Source organism: Methanohalophilus portucalensis, assembly GCF_002761295.1.
Classification (GTDB): Archaea; Halobacteriota; Methanosarcinia; order Methanosarcinales; family Methanosarcinaceae; genus Methanohalophilus; species Methanohalophilus portucalensis.
Map to the genome: position 1 here is coordinate 1,156,984 of NZ_CP017881.1, position 12,777 is coordinate 1,169,760.

Below are 12,777 nucleotides of genomic sequence, written 5' to 3' on the forward strand. Positions count from 1 at the left end.
CTCCTCATAATAGAAGCAGTACTCCCGATGTTTTTTATCTAGAAGTAAGTCCACAACTGTATACATCTACTGTGCTAAGGATAGCGAAAAATTGCGCTTTATCTATAAAAACAACTTTGCAAGAAAACAGTTTATATAATATTATAGTATGCATTGATGCAGGCTCACATTCACAACGGCACTTAATTTCACATCATTGGAGCATAAAAATCATGTCATTAATTATTGGTAAATTTGACAACTTTATAAAAAGCCATACTGACAGGCAAATTGTGGCAATACCAATTGCGATATTTGTGATTGCTTTACTCATTATGGGTTTTACTTATTCTACTTCGGGTACTCCTGTAAACCTGGGTATGGAATTTAAGGGTGGAACAATGATCTCCTTCCAGACCGATGAAAGTACCGGGGAACTGGAGTCAAATTATATGGACTATCCTCTTGTAGATATCCGCAAAACCGGTGATAGAGCAGTTCTTCAATTTGGACCTATGGAAAGAAATGTTCAAATGGAAGTTGAAAAAGACATTCTTTCTGCTTATTCCTCTGTAGAAATCCAGCAGGTAGGAGCTATCTATGGGGAAGATCTGCAGTTTCAGGCTCTTCAAGCTTTATTCCTTTCATTACTTGGCATGTCAGTAGTGATTTTTTTGGTCTTTCGCAATTTTATACCTTCTTTAGCAGTGGTTATATCTTCAATATCTGACATTTGTATAGCAGCTGCATTAATGACCCTTGCAGGAGTTGAACTTTCTCTGGGAACCGTGGCGGCACTTTTGATGATAATTGGTTATTCTGTGGATAGTGATGTTTTACTCACGACACGGATGTTTAAACGCCGTGGTTCTGCAAATGAAAAAATCTCTCTAGCCATGCATACTGGACTTACAATGACTTCCACAACTCTTGCTGCAGTTGTTGCAATGTATATAGTTTCGACTTATTCCTATGTATTGATTCCTTCATTATCGCAAATGACTCTCCTTTCTGACATTTCGATTGTGTTGATATTCGGTCTGCTTGCCGATATTATAAACACCTGGCTTCTAAACACAGGTATTATCAGATGGTATTCAAAGAGGAACCCACAGGTGGTGAAGTCATGAGTGAAGAAAAGCCAAAAGGTCTCTTAAGTGATTGGAGGATACGCATCTTTATCCTTGCCATTTTGCTCTCCCTTGTTGCAGTCCAGCCATGGTACTCATCAGATGGTGGATTTGACTCCAATCTAAATTACGGCCTTGATCTGGAAGGCGGCTCCTGGCTTCAGGTAAGTCTACAGGGAGCTGTGATTCAGGCAGATGTAGATGAAGGTCTGACAGCCAGTGCAATTATCGAAAAAGCTATAGGTTCTCCTGTAACAGTCAAAAAAGCAGTGTCAGATTCGGATCAATCCAGATTGTCCATAGTATTGGAAACAAAAGGGGAAATCACCCAATCATACCTGAATTTACTGGGATTTAGCGATTCGTCTATAACCCAGCGGGGTGACACCTATGAAATTACAATTTACACAACCAAACAGCAGTTAATATCCACCTATCTTTCTGAGGAATTTGGTTCTGAAGTGGTACCTTATGCGACTCCTGACGGAATTGAGTATGAAATAAGAACCAAAGCAGATCAGGAAACGGTTGAGAATTTGCTTGAAGATGTAAACGGTTTCCTGCTTACTGATGAAGACGGTAATAAAATCTACCGTGAGGGTGTGCGTACAGAGACAAGAGATCTTACGGTGGATATTCTCAGTGAAAAATTCAATGCCCTGGGTCTGAGAGACATACCTGTGCGTACCGTTGGTGATGATTACATACTGATCGATTTTGCAGGTGTGGATCTGACCACTGCTAAAGAAATTGCACAGCAGCCAGGTAAATTTGAAATAAGAATGCAGGTAGAGGGTAATAATACAAGGCATGTACTTTATGGTGATTCCATATCCAGTGTGGGTATTCCTTCTCAACAAGACGGTCAGTGGTATACTCCATTCACACTTAGCAGGGAAGGTGCAGTATCCCTGCAGCAGGTAGCGATAGAAACAGGCGCTGTGAATGATCCCAACTCTCATTGGCTTTATATGTATCTGGATGACGAAGAAGTGTATGGTGCGCCTCTAAGCCCATCAGCTGCTTCTTCTCTACGTACTGCTCCAATTGCTTCCTGGCAGGCATCCACCGGTGTTGATGAAGATAGCAAGAAACAGGCCGAACAGCTCCAGATACACCTGCGTGCAGGAGCCCTGCCGGTCAATGTGGAGCTCGTGGGTTCCGGACAGGTCGATGCATCGCTGGGAGGCCAGTTTAAGATGCAAGCGATTATTGCAGGTTTACTTTCAATGCTTGCAGTTGCCGCTGTGGTCTACAGGCGTTATGGTAAAAAACAGATTCTTGTGCCGATGGTGGCAACTTCTGTTAGTGAAGTGCTCATGATCCTTGGGTTTGCTGCAGCTGTAGGGTGGCAACTTGATCTTCCAAGCATTGCCGGTATAATAGCAGTGATAGGTACGGGTATCGATCACCTTGTGATAATTACTGACGAGGTGCTCTATGAGGGTAAATTACCTCCGACAAAGGTTTACCTTTCAAGGATTACCAGGGCTTTCAGCATAATCTTTGCAGCCGCTGCAACCACGATCATTGCAATGTCTCCCCTAGTTGTCATGGGCTTTGGGGCCCTGAAAGGTTTCGCCATAACTACCATTGTCGGTGTATTGATCGGTGTACTTATTGCCCGTCCGGTATACGGTAAGGTGATAAAGGAAGTGCTTCAGGAAAAAGGAGAGGGGCAATGAAAGATCTCTGGACATTGAAATACAGGCCACAGGACCTGGGTGATTTTGTAGGCAATGAAAAGGCAATATCAATAATGCAACATCTGGTATCTTCCGGGAAATTGCCACACCTTGTAGTCCACGGTCCTGCAGGAAGTGGAAAGGCATCTGCTGTATTTGCCCTTGCAAGAGGCATTTATGGTGATAACTTTGAGCACAACTTCACCTATTTCAATGCTTCAGATTTTTTCGATCAGGGGAAACGTTATCTTGTAAGGGACAAACGTTTTGTGCGTATTCTGGGTACGGATGATCCCAAAAAGATCAGGTCAAGTGTAATTTCAATATTTAAGGACCTGGTAAATGAATATGCAAGTATGGGTTCAATTGATGCGGATTATAAGATAATCTTTGTCGATAGTGCGGAATCCCTCAATGAAAGTGCCCAGCATGCTTTGCGCCGGATCATGGAACGCTACAGTCGCACCTGCAGGTTCATCTTTTCCACAACCCAGCCCTCAAGACTGATCTCCCCTCTGCGCTCCCGTGGTCTGCAATTATTTTTCACCTACGTGTCGGATGAAGAACTTGTAGGTTTCCTTGGTGATGTTGCTGATAATGAGGGTCTTGCTTATGACCGGGAGGCTCTTGGAGGTCTTGCACGTCATTGTAAGGGTAATGTGGACTGTGCTCTGCGGCTTCTCCAGTCTGCAGCTCTTCAACATGCCGGCGAAAAACTGTCTGCAGATATAATCTTTGAGGTAGTAATGGAAGATGTACCTGCGGGTATTTCTTCCCTTCAGGAAGCTATCTCAGCTGCGGATTTTCCCCAGGCACGTAAAGCGATTGATAAAATGCTTATTGAAGAAGGTATGTCAGGGGTGGAAATTGTCAGGCATTTATATCGGATTGTGAATGATACCGGTGAATCTCCCGCAATCCTTGCCCGGATCCTGTTGAAGATTGCTGATGCTGACCTGAATGTCAGGAGTTCTGCTAACGACAGGATACATCTTGAACGACTGGTCACGGAGATGGCCAATGTCTGATGAGGATGATTTTGCTCAAGCTTGCAGGAAACTTGTTGAGTTGGTTCTTGATGATTCCACATTGGATAAGGTGCAGTTCAACAGGGAAAAGCTGAACATTAGCAGGCAATATGGTCTGTCAACCTTGCCTCGTAATTCCGATGTGATAGCCGCTGCCTCTGATGGCGAAAAAGAATTTGTGCGCAGCCGGTTGCGGCGTAAACCTGTAAGAACGATATCTGGTGTTGCGGTTATTGCGGTTATGACATCTCCTGCACCCTGTCCTCACGGTGTCTGTGTGCCCTGCCCCGGCGGGCCTGCATCTGCTTTTGAGTCTCCTCAGAGTTATATGGGAAGGGAGCCTGCCGCCATGAGGGGCATACAGTATGAGTATGACCCCTACAGGATAGTGCACGCACGCCTGAAACAGTTGCAGGAAATCGGGCACGAAGTCGATAAGGCAGAACTTATCGTCATGGGGGGTACCTTTACCTCCCGTAATATGGATTACCAGGAATGGTTCACCAAACGTTGTCTTGAGGCGATGAATGATTTTAAGGGGCATCAATGGCGGGATAGTGTCCATAATGTTTACGGCTATATTCCTATCGAAGATGTACAGGAGGCCAGTGAAAGTTCTGCGGTTCGTAACATAGGCATAACATATGAGACACGTCCCGACTGGACATCTCCTGTGGAGGTAGACCGGCTTCTGGATTTTGGTGCTACAAAAGTGGAAATCGGAGTGCAAAGTGTATATGATTTTGTACTCTCAAGGATGCGTCGGGGACATACAGTTGCCGACACGGCTGAAGCTAACCGAATATTGCGCGATAGTGGCCTGAAAGTTGGATTCCATATGATGCCCCGGCTACCGGGTTCGGATAATGAGCGGGACCTGCGGGGATTCAAAAAACTGTTCAATGATTCGCGCTTCATGCCAGATTTCCTGAAGATCTATCCCACTCTTGTGACCGAAGGTACAGAGCTTGAAAAAATGTGGAGAGCAGGAAAGTACGATCCCCTCTATGATGAAGAAGCTGTGGAACTGCTTGCTGATATAAAAGCAATACTTCCCAAGTGGGTGCGGCTGCAACGTATCCAGCGTGATATACCTGCACAGCAGATATTGGCCGGTGTAAAAAAAAGTAATATTCGCCAGCTTGCAGGCCAGCGACTTATGCAAAAAGGTGGCAAATGCAATTGTATACGTTGCAGGGAAGTTGGTCATAATATCCTGAAAGAAAGACCACCTTCAATAAAAGATATTGAATTTATGGTGCAATCCTACTCTTCCTGTGGTGGGCAGGAACATTTCCTCTCTTTTGAAGATGTCAGTCAGGACATTTTGATTGGATTTTTAAGATTGAGGTTTCCGAACAAGCCACATCGGCCTGAACTTGATAATTCGGCTCTTGTACGGGAATTACATGTTTATGGTTCAATGGTTGTTGTGGGTGGGTCTGCAAAGGACCACGACTGGCAGCACAGGGGTTATGGTCTCAGGTTGATTTCTGAGGCTGAGAATATGGCAAAGGATGCCGGTTTTGAAAAACTCAGTATTATCAGCGGTATTGGTGTACGTGAATATTACCGGAAACTGGGTTATGTTCTGGAAGGCCCTTATATGACAAAATATCTTTAATTCTTTTCTGTGCATACTCTACTTTTTTATAGTTTTATTGGAATACAGTATAACTGTAATACCAGAATACAAATTATGGTGGCCATATGGTTTCAGAAGTTGAAATGAACAATATTCTTGTAGCTTTGAATGAAATCAATGATAAGCTCGACAGGCTGTTATTCCAGCAGGATTCTTCGTCTCATGTTTCACAGGAAGATGATTTAAATGAGCTCGATGTAATGACCCTTCTTTCCCTGCCGGATCACTTGCGCACGACAGCTACCGTCTTATTTGAAATGGGAACTGCAACCGCTGCACAGATTTCAGAAAAAACATCAAAGGAAAGAGCAGTTGAAAGCAATTATCTCAATCAGCTTGTACGCATGGGTCATGTACACAAATACAGAAATGGCAGAAAAGTCTTTTTTACAGTCCAATTGGCGTAATATATATCTGAGTGAAGAAAATTTCATATTAACCACTGTGATTAATATTCAGCAGGACAATTAATGTATAATACATCTTCATTGTGAAGAATGGATTTCTATACTTAAAAACAAAAGATATTTCCATCAGGAATTGGTGTCATTGTTACGAGTTTATTATTGATGGTGGTTTATTTAATTAAGCAATTAATATGTGGGCAAATCGAATGAAAGATACGTTTACAATTGCAGTCCACTCTCCACGTGGGGGAACGGGAAAAACAAGTGTTGCCATCAATCTTGCGTGTGCTTATGCAAAAGAAGGTAAGGATGTATGTTTGCTTGACATGGACCTGAAATCTCCCAGCACATTTAATGGCATGTTCCCACCCTCGGGTAAGTGGATAAATGATATTTTTGATTACAAAAAAAACATACGGGAAGTAATAGTGGACGGTTCTAAAAGCATTGCTTCAGAATCTCGTTTCTATGTAGGTTACTCCAATCCCGAAATTTCCGCTATCAGGGAATTTTCTTCAAAGGACAGGAAATGGCAATCAAATGCACTCAAAGCATTGATTCAATCCAAAAAAGATCTTCAAAAGGAAGGTTTTGACGTTGTAATTATGGATACAAGTCCCGGGGTGGATTTCACATCGGCCAATGTTGTGGCAAGCAGTGATTACGTCCTGATGGTAGTAAAACCCAATGAATACTGTCTCACAAATATTAAGCAGGCAATTGATGGAATATATGCTCCTCTGGGCAAAAAATGTGGGATTGTGGAAAACATGTGTCTCAATGAACAATCATTGCAAATGGGTGAAAAATATGGAGTGCCTGTGCTTACTTCTATTCCATGCATGTGTGAGGTGTCCGCGCATGGCCTATCCAAAATATTTACTGTCGAAGAACCTTCCCATCCCTTTTCCAGTTCAATTGATAGGTTGAAAAATAGTATCAATTATTAATTCACTTTTCTTTTTCAATTATGTCTTTTACTTCGCTATTGATATAATCCATTACATCTTTGACATTGTGTTCTTCTTTTTCGTTCAGCACACTGGCATTTGCTTTCAGCAGGTTGATCCATACGATGAAAGCGTAGAATATAAGAGCTGATATGGTAGCAATTAATATCCTTTCAAGCGGGTATACAAATATTACCTCTTTATACATACTGCTTCCAAGGTCGAAAATAAAGAGTGCTGACAGGCTTCCTGCAAGATGATCTGTGGAGGCGGCAAGTAGTGAACATGCAAAAAGGTAAAGATATCCTTTATTTTTGGAAAAAAAGGATATTTTGTTTTCTATTCTGGTAAAAGTAAGGAAAAATACAATAGACAATATGTGTAACCAGGGATAATAAAAGACCTCTCTGCCTACCCCTGTTGCGAACCAGATGGCTATTAATAGACATGGGAGAATGATTGCTTTCTTTTTCTTCCCTGCTATTGCCAGTCCCGCTACAAAGGAGGCACTTGCAAGGAATAGGGGACTTATGAGATAGAACGGATTATTGAGTATCATATCAACATGCACTATACGATAGGCCGAAATAGCTGCAAGGGATACAATGGCTCCATATATCGGGCCAAGAAGAAGTCCGTTCAGTGTGCCGAAAATCAGTGTGGAACTAATTTTCACATTTTCCATTCCTAAAACTCCCTGTATGCCAGGAAGCCAGATGGCAAAATATGTTGCAACAAAAGCGATCACCAGATGTAATTTCTGTATCTTTTTGTCGCCTGATATCATGGAATAGGTTTTCCGCAGCACATATCACTATCAGTTGCCCAAAAAATAAATAATTATGTATATACGGTTTGAGTTCATTTCATCAGAAATCATATATACGTTCATTCCAATCTAGCAGCTGATCAAGCATGATGTTAATTGGAGAAGCACTTATTGGCGAGGAACCCGAACTCGCACATATTGATCTTATGATCGGTGACAAGGAAGGACCTGTTGGGCAGGCCTTTGCTACCGGTATGACTCAGTTATCCGCAGGACATACTCCCCTGCTTTCTGTGATCAGGCCGAACCTACCCACAAAACCTTCCACACTCATCGTTCCCAAGGTAACGGTAAAGAATATGGACCAGGCATCCCAGATATTTGGTCCTGCACAGGCAGCGGTTTCAAAAGCGGTTGCAGATGCCGTGGAAGAAGGGATTGTACCCAAAGAAGAAGCAGACGATCTTGTGATCGTGGCCAGCGTATTCATACACCCTCAGGCTTTGGATTACAACCGCATCTACAGGTATAATTACGGTGCGACCAAACTTGCACTGAAAAGGGCAATGGAGAATTTCCCTGCCGTAGACACTGTACTGGATGAAAAGGACAAAGGTTCCCATGCAGTAATGGGATTCAAGGTTTCCAGACTATGGGACCCTCCATACCTGCAGGTGGCACTGGATAATCCAAACCTGGAAGCAGTGCTTAATGTTGTAAGGCAGCTGCCCAAGAGTGACCATCTCATCCTTGAAGCAGGCACTCCTCTGATAAAACGTTACGGTGTGGATGTAATCACCAAACTGCGTGAAGTCAAACCTGATGCTTTCATCGTGGCTGATCTGAAGACACTGGATACCGGTAATCTTGAGGCACGTATGGTGGCAGATGCCACAGCTGATGCAATTGTGGTTTCCGCCCTTGCACCGGTGCCAACTCTTGAAAAGGCAATCTCAGAGGCCCACAAGACAGGTATTTATGCTGTAATGGACACACTCAATCATCCTGATCCTATGGATGTACTGGAAAAACTCAATGAGCTTCCTGATGTTGTGGAACTTCACCGCGCCATAGATGTAGAGGATACTGCTTATGCCTGGGGTAGTATTGAGGCTATCAAGGAACTGTCCCCGAAGATCCTTGTGGCAGTTGCCGGTGGTGTGCGTGTGCATACGATCCCTGATGCTCTCAAGGCAGGAGCTAATATCCTTGTTGTTGGACGTGCAATTACCAATTCCAAGGATATACGCCAGTCTGCAGAACAGTTTGTCGAAGGTCTGAATAAACCCGAGATAGACCAGTTCAGGGTAATGACTGATTTCTGAGGAGATTCCCATGGACTCGCCCCTGATAGTTGTGAACTTCAAAACCTATTCACAGGGTACAGGTGAGGCAGCAGTAAAAATTGCTGCTGCCTGCAGGGATGTAGCCGCAGATGCGGGAGTGACCATTGGGGTTGCTCCCCAGCTTTGTGACATCTACAGGGTTTCTTCTCAGGTGGATGTACCTGTCTATGCCCAGCATGTGGATGGTGTTTCCCCGGGTAGCAATACCGGCCATGTAATGGCCTCCTGTGTACAACAGGCAGGGGCGGTGGGATCTCTTATCAACCATTCCGAACGCAGGCTCAACCTGGCGGATATTGAAGCATCGGTGCGTGCAGCCCAGGCTGAAGGCATGAACACTATTGTGTGCACCAATAACATTCCCACAACAGCAGCAGCTGCAGCTTTGAATCCGGAGTATGTTGCAGTGGAACCTCCCGAACTCATTGGCACGGGTGTTCCGGTTTCTCAGGCTGATCCGGATGTAGTGAGGGGCTCGGTTGAGGCTGTAAAAAGAATTAATCCTGATGTTCAGGTTTTGTGTGGGGCAGGTATTTCCCGGGGAGAAGACCTCACCGCCGCAATGGATCTTGGTTCTGTAGGCGTTTTGCTTGCATCAGGTATAGTAAAGGCAGAAGATCCCAGGTCAGCCCTGGAAGATCTTGTCAGCCAGCTTTAAAATCCCAGTTGCCACCATGCAATAAACATAAGCAAGGTGGCTATTCCTAATTTTAATCCCATTGATAGTTCTATGTTGAAATGCCTGATAATCATATTTGATATCCCGATAGGTGGCGGGGATATGAGAAGGGCTGCAATAAATAGGGCAATGCCTGGGATATAGTTATTATCAACAATGATCAGGTATAATCCCAGGAGTCCGAGATATATGCCAAGTCCTGATATCAGGATCAGTCCCATTTTGTAAAACCTGAGATATTCGGTAATATCTTTGCCGAAAGCAGCTTTTATTCCGCTTTTTTGTGTTTGTTTTTTCAACCTATCACCCTGCACTGTCTTCGATTGGATATGTGGCTGCTGACATAAATAATTGCTTTACTTGCGCAGGCTACAACCCATGCCTTCCAATAATTCTTCCATATCCCTGTGTATTTCGGAGGCATTCAGATCGCCGCGTATGTTCAAACGGAAGGTTGCGCTAGGGCCCTTTTTGTGCAGATATGTATCGATCGTTTCGACCTTCACTCCATCTATGCGACAATCCAGGATTTGTTGTATCGTAAAAGGTCTGGCTGAATGAGGAATGAAAACAGATATATCACGCAGGGTTGGTTTGAGCTTATTTTCTTTCCAGTGATTCAGTTCATCTGCTGACAGGATTCTTATGTTACCTATTTTGAGTTGCAGTTCCTTTTTTCCTTCCTCAAGGGTTACATTATGCGAAGTAACCTTTTTCACGATTCCAACATGTATCTTTCTGGAATATATGTGCAAAAGTCCCCTCTCTTGGCCTGTGGAGTGTACAAGTTCCTCGAATTCGGCTACCTTGCTGTTTATGAGTTTGTCCGAGCGACGTAAAGCAGAGGCTGTGTCGCCAAAATGTAGGGCTGCTGATTTCATTTCTTGACAGAATTGCCCTGTGTCATGGGAACGTACCATTGAAGAAAAATGTTTGCATTGCTCTATAAATATGTCATGTACGGGGATTACTTCAGGATTCTCCATCTGGATGAGGGCATAAAGTTCGGGGTTTTGTCCCAGGATACGTCCCACAAAGTCCAGCATTATATCATATACAGGACTCATGAAACGCCGGGAGCCTTTCACATCAAAATCCAGCTTCTGCATGGTCGCGCCAATAATTATGTAGGCAAAATGGGTGAGTCCCTGGACAATGGATACAAAGTGGTCATGTTCATCGGGAGTTATGATTTCTATACTAGCCTCTTCTTCACTTAAGAGGTTGAATATATGGTCAAACCACTGCTCACACCTGTCCTCTACGGGAGTGAGGATAAAGGTCTGACCCTGCAGGGAGGGAATAGAAGGCCCAAACATTGGATGGGTACCCAGAAATTCTACATTTTCAGGAACATATTTTTTCATGGCCTCAACAGGTTTTTTCTTCAGCGATGTCAGGTCCATGAGCAAACTTCCCTTTTTCATTTTAGGGGCAGTCTGTGCTATAATGGTGGGTGTTATGTTGATTGGTACTGAAATTATCACAATGTCACATGTCGGGATCACAATGTCGGGCTCATCTGTAAAATGCACACCCAGTCTTTCGGCAACTTCCACTTTTCCACTGCGGCCACTTATCCATACTTCATAACCACGTTTTTTGAAAAAGGTTGCAAACCACTGGCCCATTTCCCCGGATCCGCCAATGATGAGTATTTTCAACCCAGCCCCTCCAGTACCGCCTTGCGCATGACTTCCACAGGTGGCTTTTGACCGGACCAGATACGGAATGCTTCAGCTCCCTGGTGGACAAGCATTGCAACCCCGCCGATAGGTTTGGCGCCTGCAAGTTCTGCTTGATGCAGCAGTTTTGTCTGCAGGGGATTGTAAACGATGTCAAAAACAGTCAAATCCGGATGCAGGATATCCTGACTGGCAATGGTTGAATCAATATATGGGTGCATTCCCACGGACGTGGCATTGATCAGTATATCACTGTCTTGCAACAATCCTTTTAGGTCCTCCATTCCTGCATGACTACAGCCGACATCCTTTGCAAGAGCTTCTGCCTTTTCAGGGGTACGGTTTGCTATTGTTATACAAGCTCCCTTTTCTGCGAAATGAAAGGCAATTGCACGGGCGGCACCCCCGGCACCGGCAAGAACGACGTTAGAAGATTTTATTCCCACTCCTGCTTCCCGCAGAGCCATTTCAGCTCCCAGCCCATCAGTGTTGTGTCCCCGTATTTCATTATTGAAGGATATGGTATTGACAGCCCCTATCCTGCGTGCCAGTGAATCGGGGTTTGTAAATTCTAATGCTTTTTCTTTATGGGGCACAGTGATATTGAGGCCGCCAAAACCCATTGCCTGTGCTCCCAGGATAGCGTCATTGAGATCTTTTTGCCTTACCCTGAATGCGTGGTATTCGCAATCCATTCCCAGTTTACTGAACGCTGCATTGTGCATTGCCGGGGAGAGGGAATGTTCGATTGGGTCTCCCAGTACACCGAATACTTTTTTCATATAATAGTCTCCAGAGCCATTTTAAGCTGGTCTATTCTGATCTGTCCCGGAGCGACCGGTTTTTCCACGCAGCCGTAGGTCAGTAATGAACCGTACCTGCAGGCCACAACTCTGCTGTGACGTCCCAGTTCCCCCATGGCAATAACACAAACTTCTCCTTTTGCCTGCAATGCAGCATGGAAAAGCTCCAGTATATCTTCGGGTCTTTGAGGCATGACGGCGAGTTTGGCTATATCGGCTCCCTTGTCCGTGCATTCGTTGAGGATAGCAACCATCTCTTTTAGAGGAGGTGTGGTCTCAAAGAAATGAGAGGACATTATTACCTTTGTCCCCTGTGATTTTGCCTCCTCTACCAAACGGTTTCGAAGGCAATCGGGACTTTTGCGTTCGATATCGATCATATCCACGTAAGGGATCAAATCTTCCAGCAGGGTTATTCTTTGCTCTTCTTGTCCCTGCCAGTTGCCGCCTTCGGAATGTACACGATTGGTTGCAATACGGGATAATTCGCCCTGCGAATCGAGCAAGTCGAACAATTTCTTTGCCTGCACGGCCTCTTTTATTTCAAGCAAATCCAGCCTGATCTCCAGAATATCCGCACCAAGCACATTGGCGATACGTGCCTGTAAAAGAGGGTCGCTGTCAATGGATGCGATAATTTTTACATCTTTTCCGGGGACAAAATCTGCCAT

13 protein-coding genes are annotated in these 12,777 nt (G+C 44.3%); 8 read left to right on the forward strand and 5 right to left on the reverse strand.

Annotation, left to right across the window (positions count from 1 at the left end):
- The first annotated feature begins 212 nt into the window (after nucleotides 1-212).
- From BKM01_RS06005 to BKM01_RS06030, 6 genes are all read left to right on the forward strand, one after another.
- Nucleotides 213-1,109 carry a protein translocase subunit SecF gene (locus tag BKM01_RS06005; protein ID WP_072358685.1) on the forward strand — a complete coding sequence of 299 codons (897 nt, stop codon included), beginning with the start codon at nucleotides 213-215 and terminating at the stop codon, nucleotides 1,107-1,109.
- A complete protein-coding gene (locus BKM01_RS06010) occupies nucleotides 1,106-2,794 on the forward strand; it encodes a preprotein translocase subunit SecD (RefSeq protein WP_072358687.1) in 1,689 nt (562 codons plus the stop codon). Before BKM01_RS06005 ends, BKM01_RS06010 begins: the two co-directional genes overlap by 4 nt.
- A complete protein-coding gene (locus tag BKM01_RS06015; protein ID WP_072358689.1) occupies nucleotides 2,791-3,822 on the forward strand; it encodes an AAA family ATPase in 1,032 nt (343 codons plus the stop codon). Before BKM01_RS06010 ends, BKM01_RS06015 begins: the two co-directional genes overlap by 4 nt.
- Nucleotides 3,815-5,446: a tRNA uridine(34) 5-carboxymethylaminomethyl modification radical SAM/GNAT enzyme Elp3 gene (locus BKM01_RS06020; RefSeq protein WP_072358696.1), complete on the forward strand. Its 1,632-nt coding sequence runs from the start codon at nucleotides 3,815-3,817 to the stop codon at nucleotides 5,444-5,446. Before BKM01_RS06015 ends, BKM01_RS06020 begins: the two co-directional genes overlap by 8 nt.
- A gap of 86 nt (nucleotides 5,447-5,532) precedes the next feature.
- Nucleotides 5,533-5,874, forward strand: coding sequence for a transcriptional regulator (locus BKM01_RS06025; RefSeq protein ID WP_072358698.1), 342 nt, complete (start codon nucleotides 5,533-5,535; stop codon nucleotides 5,872-5,874).
- A 206-nt stretch (nucleotides 5,875-6,080) separates the two neighbouring features.
- Nucleotides 6,081-6,824 (forward strand): ParA family protein, encoded by a 744-nt coding sequence (locus BKM01_RS06030; RefSeq protein WP_072358700.1) that lies wholly within the window; start codon nucleotides 6,081-6,083, stop codon nucleotides 6,822-6,824.
- Between the two features lies 1 nt (nucleotide 6,825).
- Here the strand turns inward: BKM01_RS06030 and BKM01_RS06035 are convergent, their stop codons facing one another.
- Nucleotides 6,826-7,632, reverse strand: a complete 807-nt coding sequence (locus BKM01_RS06035) for a hypothetical protein (RefSeq protein ID WP_143744108.1) — start codon at nucleotides 7,630-7,632, stop codon at nucleotides 6,826-6,828.
- A gap of 107 nt (nucleotides 7,633-7,739) precedes the next feature.
- On the opposite strand from BKM01_RS06035, the gene BKM01_RS06040 reads away from it, so the two are divergent.
- Together BKM01_RS06040 and tpiA are read left to right on the forward strand one after the other, a co-directional pair.
- Nucleotides 7,740-8,918, forward strand: a complete 1,179-nt coding sequence (locus tag BKM01_RS06040) for a bifunctional 5,6,7,8-tetrahydromethanopterin hydro-lyase/3-hexulose-6-phosphate synthase (protein WP_072358704.1) — start codon at nucleotides 7,740-7,742, stop codon at nucleotides 8,916-8,918.
- A gap of 10 nt (nucleotides 8,919-8,928) precedes the next feature.
- Nucleotides 8,929-9,597 carry a triose-phosphate isomerase gene (gene tpiA / locus BKM01_RS06045; protein ID WP_072358706.1) on the forward strand — a complete coding sequence of 223 codons (669 nt, stop codon included), beginning with the start codon at nucleotides 8,929-8,931 and terminating at the stop codon, nucleotides 9,595-9,597.
- Here the strand turns inward: tpiA and BKM01_RS06050 are convergent.
- From BKM01_RS06050 to aroD, 4 genes are read right to left on the reverse strand one after another with little or no spacing between them, the layout of a single operon-like run.
- The gene (locus BKM01_RS06050) at nucleotides 9,594-9,917 is read right to left on the reverse strand and encodes a hypothetical protein (RefSeq protein ID WP_072358708.1); all 324 of its coding nucleotides are present in this window, start codon (nucleotides 9,915-9,917) and stop codon (nucleotides 9,594-9,596) included. The two genes, tpiA and BKM01_RS06050, sit on opposite strands and share 4 nt — an antisense overlap.
- A 57-nt stretch (nucleotides 9,918-9,974) precedes the next feature.
- Nucleotides 9,975-11,282, reverse strand: coding sequence for a prephenate dehydrogenase (locus tag BKM01_RS06055; RefSeq protein WP_072358710.1), 1,308 nt, complete (start codon nucleotides 11,280-11,282; stop codon nucleotides 9,975-9,977).
- Nucleotides 11,279-12,085 carry a shikimate dehydrogenase gene (locus BKM01_RS06060; protein WP_072358712.1) on the reverse strand — a complete coding sequence of 269 codons (807 nt, stop codon included), beginning with the start codon at nucleotides 12,083-12,085 and terminating at the stop codon, nucleotides 11,279-11,281. Before BKM01_RS06060 ends, BKM01_RS06055 begins: the two co-directional genes overlap by 4 nt.
- A complete protein-coding gene (gene aroD / locus BKM01_RS06065) occupies nucleotides 12,082-12,777 on the reverse strand; it encodes a type I 3-dehydroquinate dehydratase (protein WP_157769625.1) in 696 nt (231 codons plus the stop codon). Before aroD ends, BKM01_RS06060 begins: the two co-directional genes overlap by 4 nt.

What these genes read in the sequence shown, in the direction of transcription:
- BKM01_RS06025 (WP_072358698.1), top strand. Translation starts at nt 5,533, where the DNA reads ATGGTTTCAGAAGTTGAAATGAACAATATTCTTGTAGCTTTGAATGAA.
- BKM01_RS06005 (WP_072358685.1), top strand. Translation starts at nt 213, where the DNA reads ATGTCATTAATTATTGGTAAATTTGACAACTTTATAAAAAGCCATACT.
- BKM01_RS06030 (WP_072358700.1), top strand. Translation starts at nt 6,081, where the DNA reads ATGAAAGATACGTTTACAATTGCAGTCCACTCTCCACGTGGGGGAACG.
- BKM01_RS06040 (WP_072358704.1), top strand. Translation starts at nt 7,740, where the DNA reads ATGATGTTAATTGGAGAAGCACTTATTGGCGAGGAACCCGAACTCGCA.
- BKM01_RS06020 (WP_072358696.1), top strand. Translation starts at nt 3,815, where the DNA reads ATGTCTGATGAGGATGATTTTGCTCAAGCTTGCAGGAAACTTGTTGAG.
- BKM01_RS06060 (WP_072358712.1), bottom strand. Translation starts at nt 12,085, where the DNA reads ATGAAAAAAGTATTCGGTGTACTGGGAGACCCAATCGAACATTCCCTC.
- BKM01_RS06010 (WP_072358687.1), top strand. Translation starts at nt 1,106, where the DNA reads ATGAGTGAAGAAAAGCCAAAAGGTCTCTTAAGTGATTGGAGGATACGC.
- BKM01_RS06015 (WP_072358689.1), top strand. Translation starts at nt 2,791, where the DNA reads ATGAAAGATCTCTGGACATTGAAATACAGGCCACAGGACCTGGGTGAT.
- aroD (WP_157769625.1), bottom strand. Translation starts at nt 12,777, where the DNA reads ATGGCAGATTTTGTCCCCGGAAAAGATGTAAAAATTATCGCATCCATT.
- tpiA (WP_072358706.1), top strand. Translation starts at nt 8,929, where the DNA reads ATGGACTCGCCCCTGATAGTTGTGAACTTCAAAACCTATTCACAGGGT.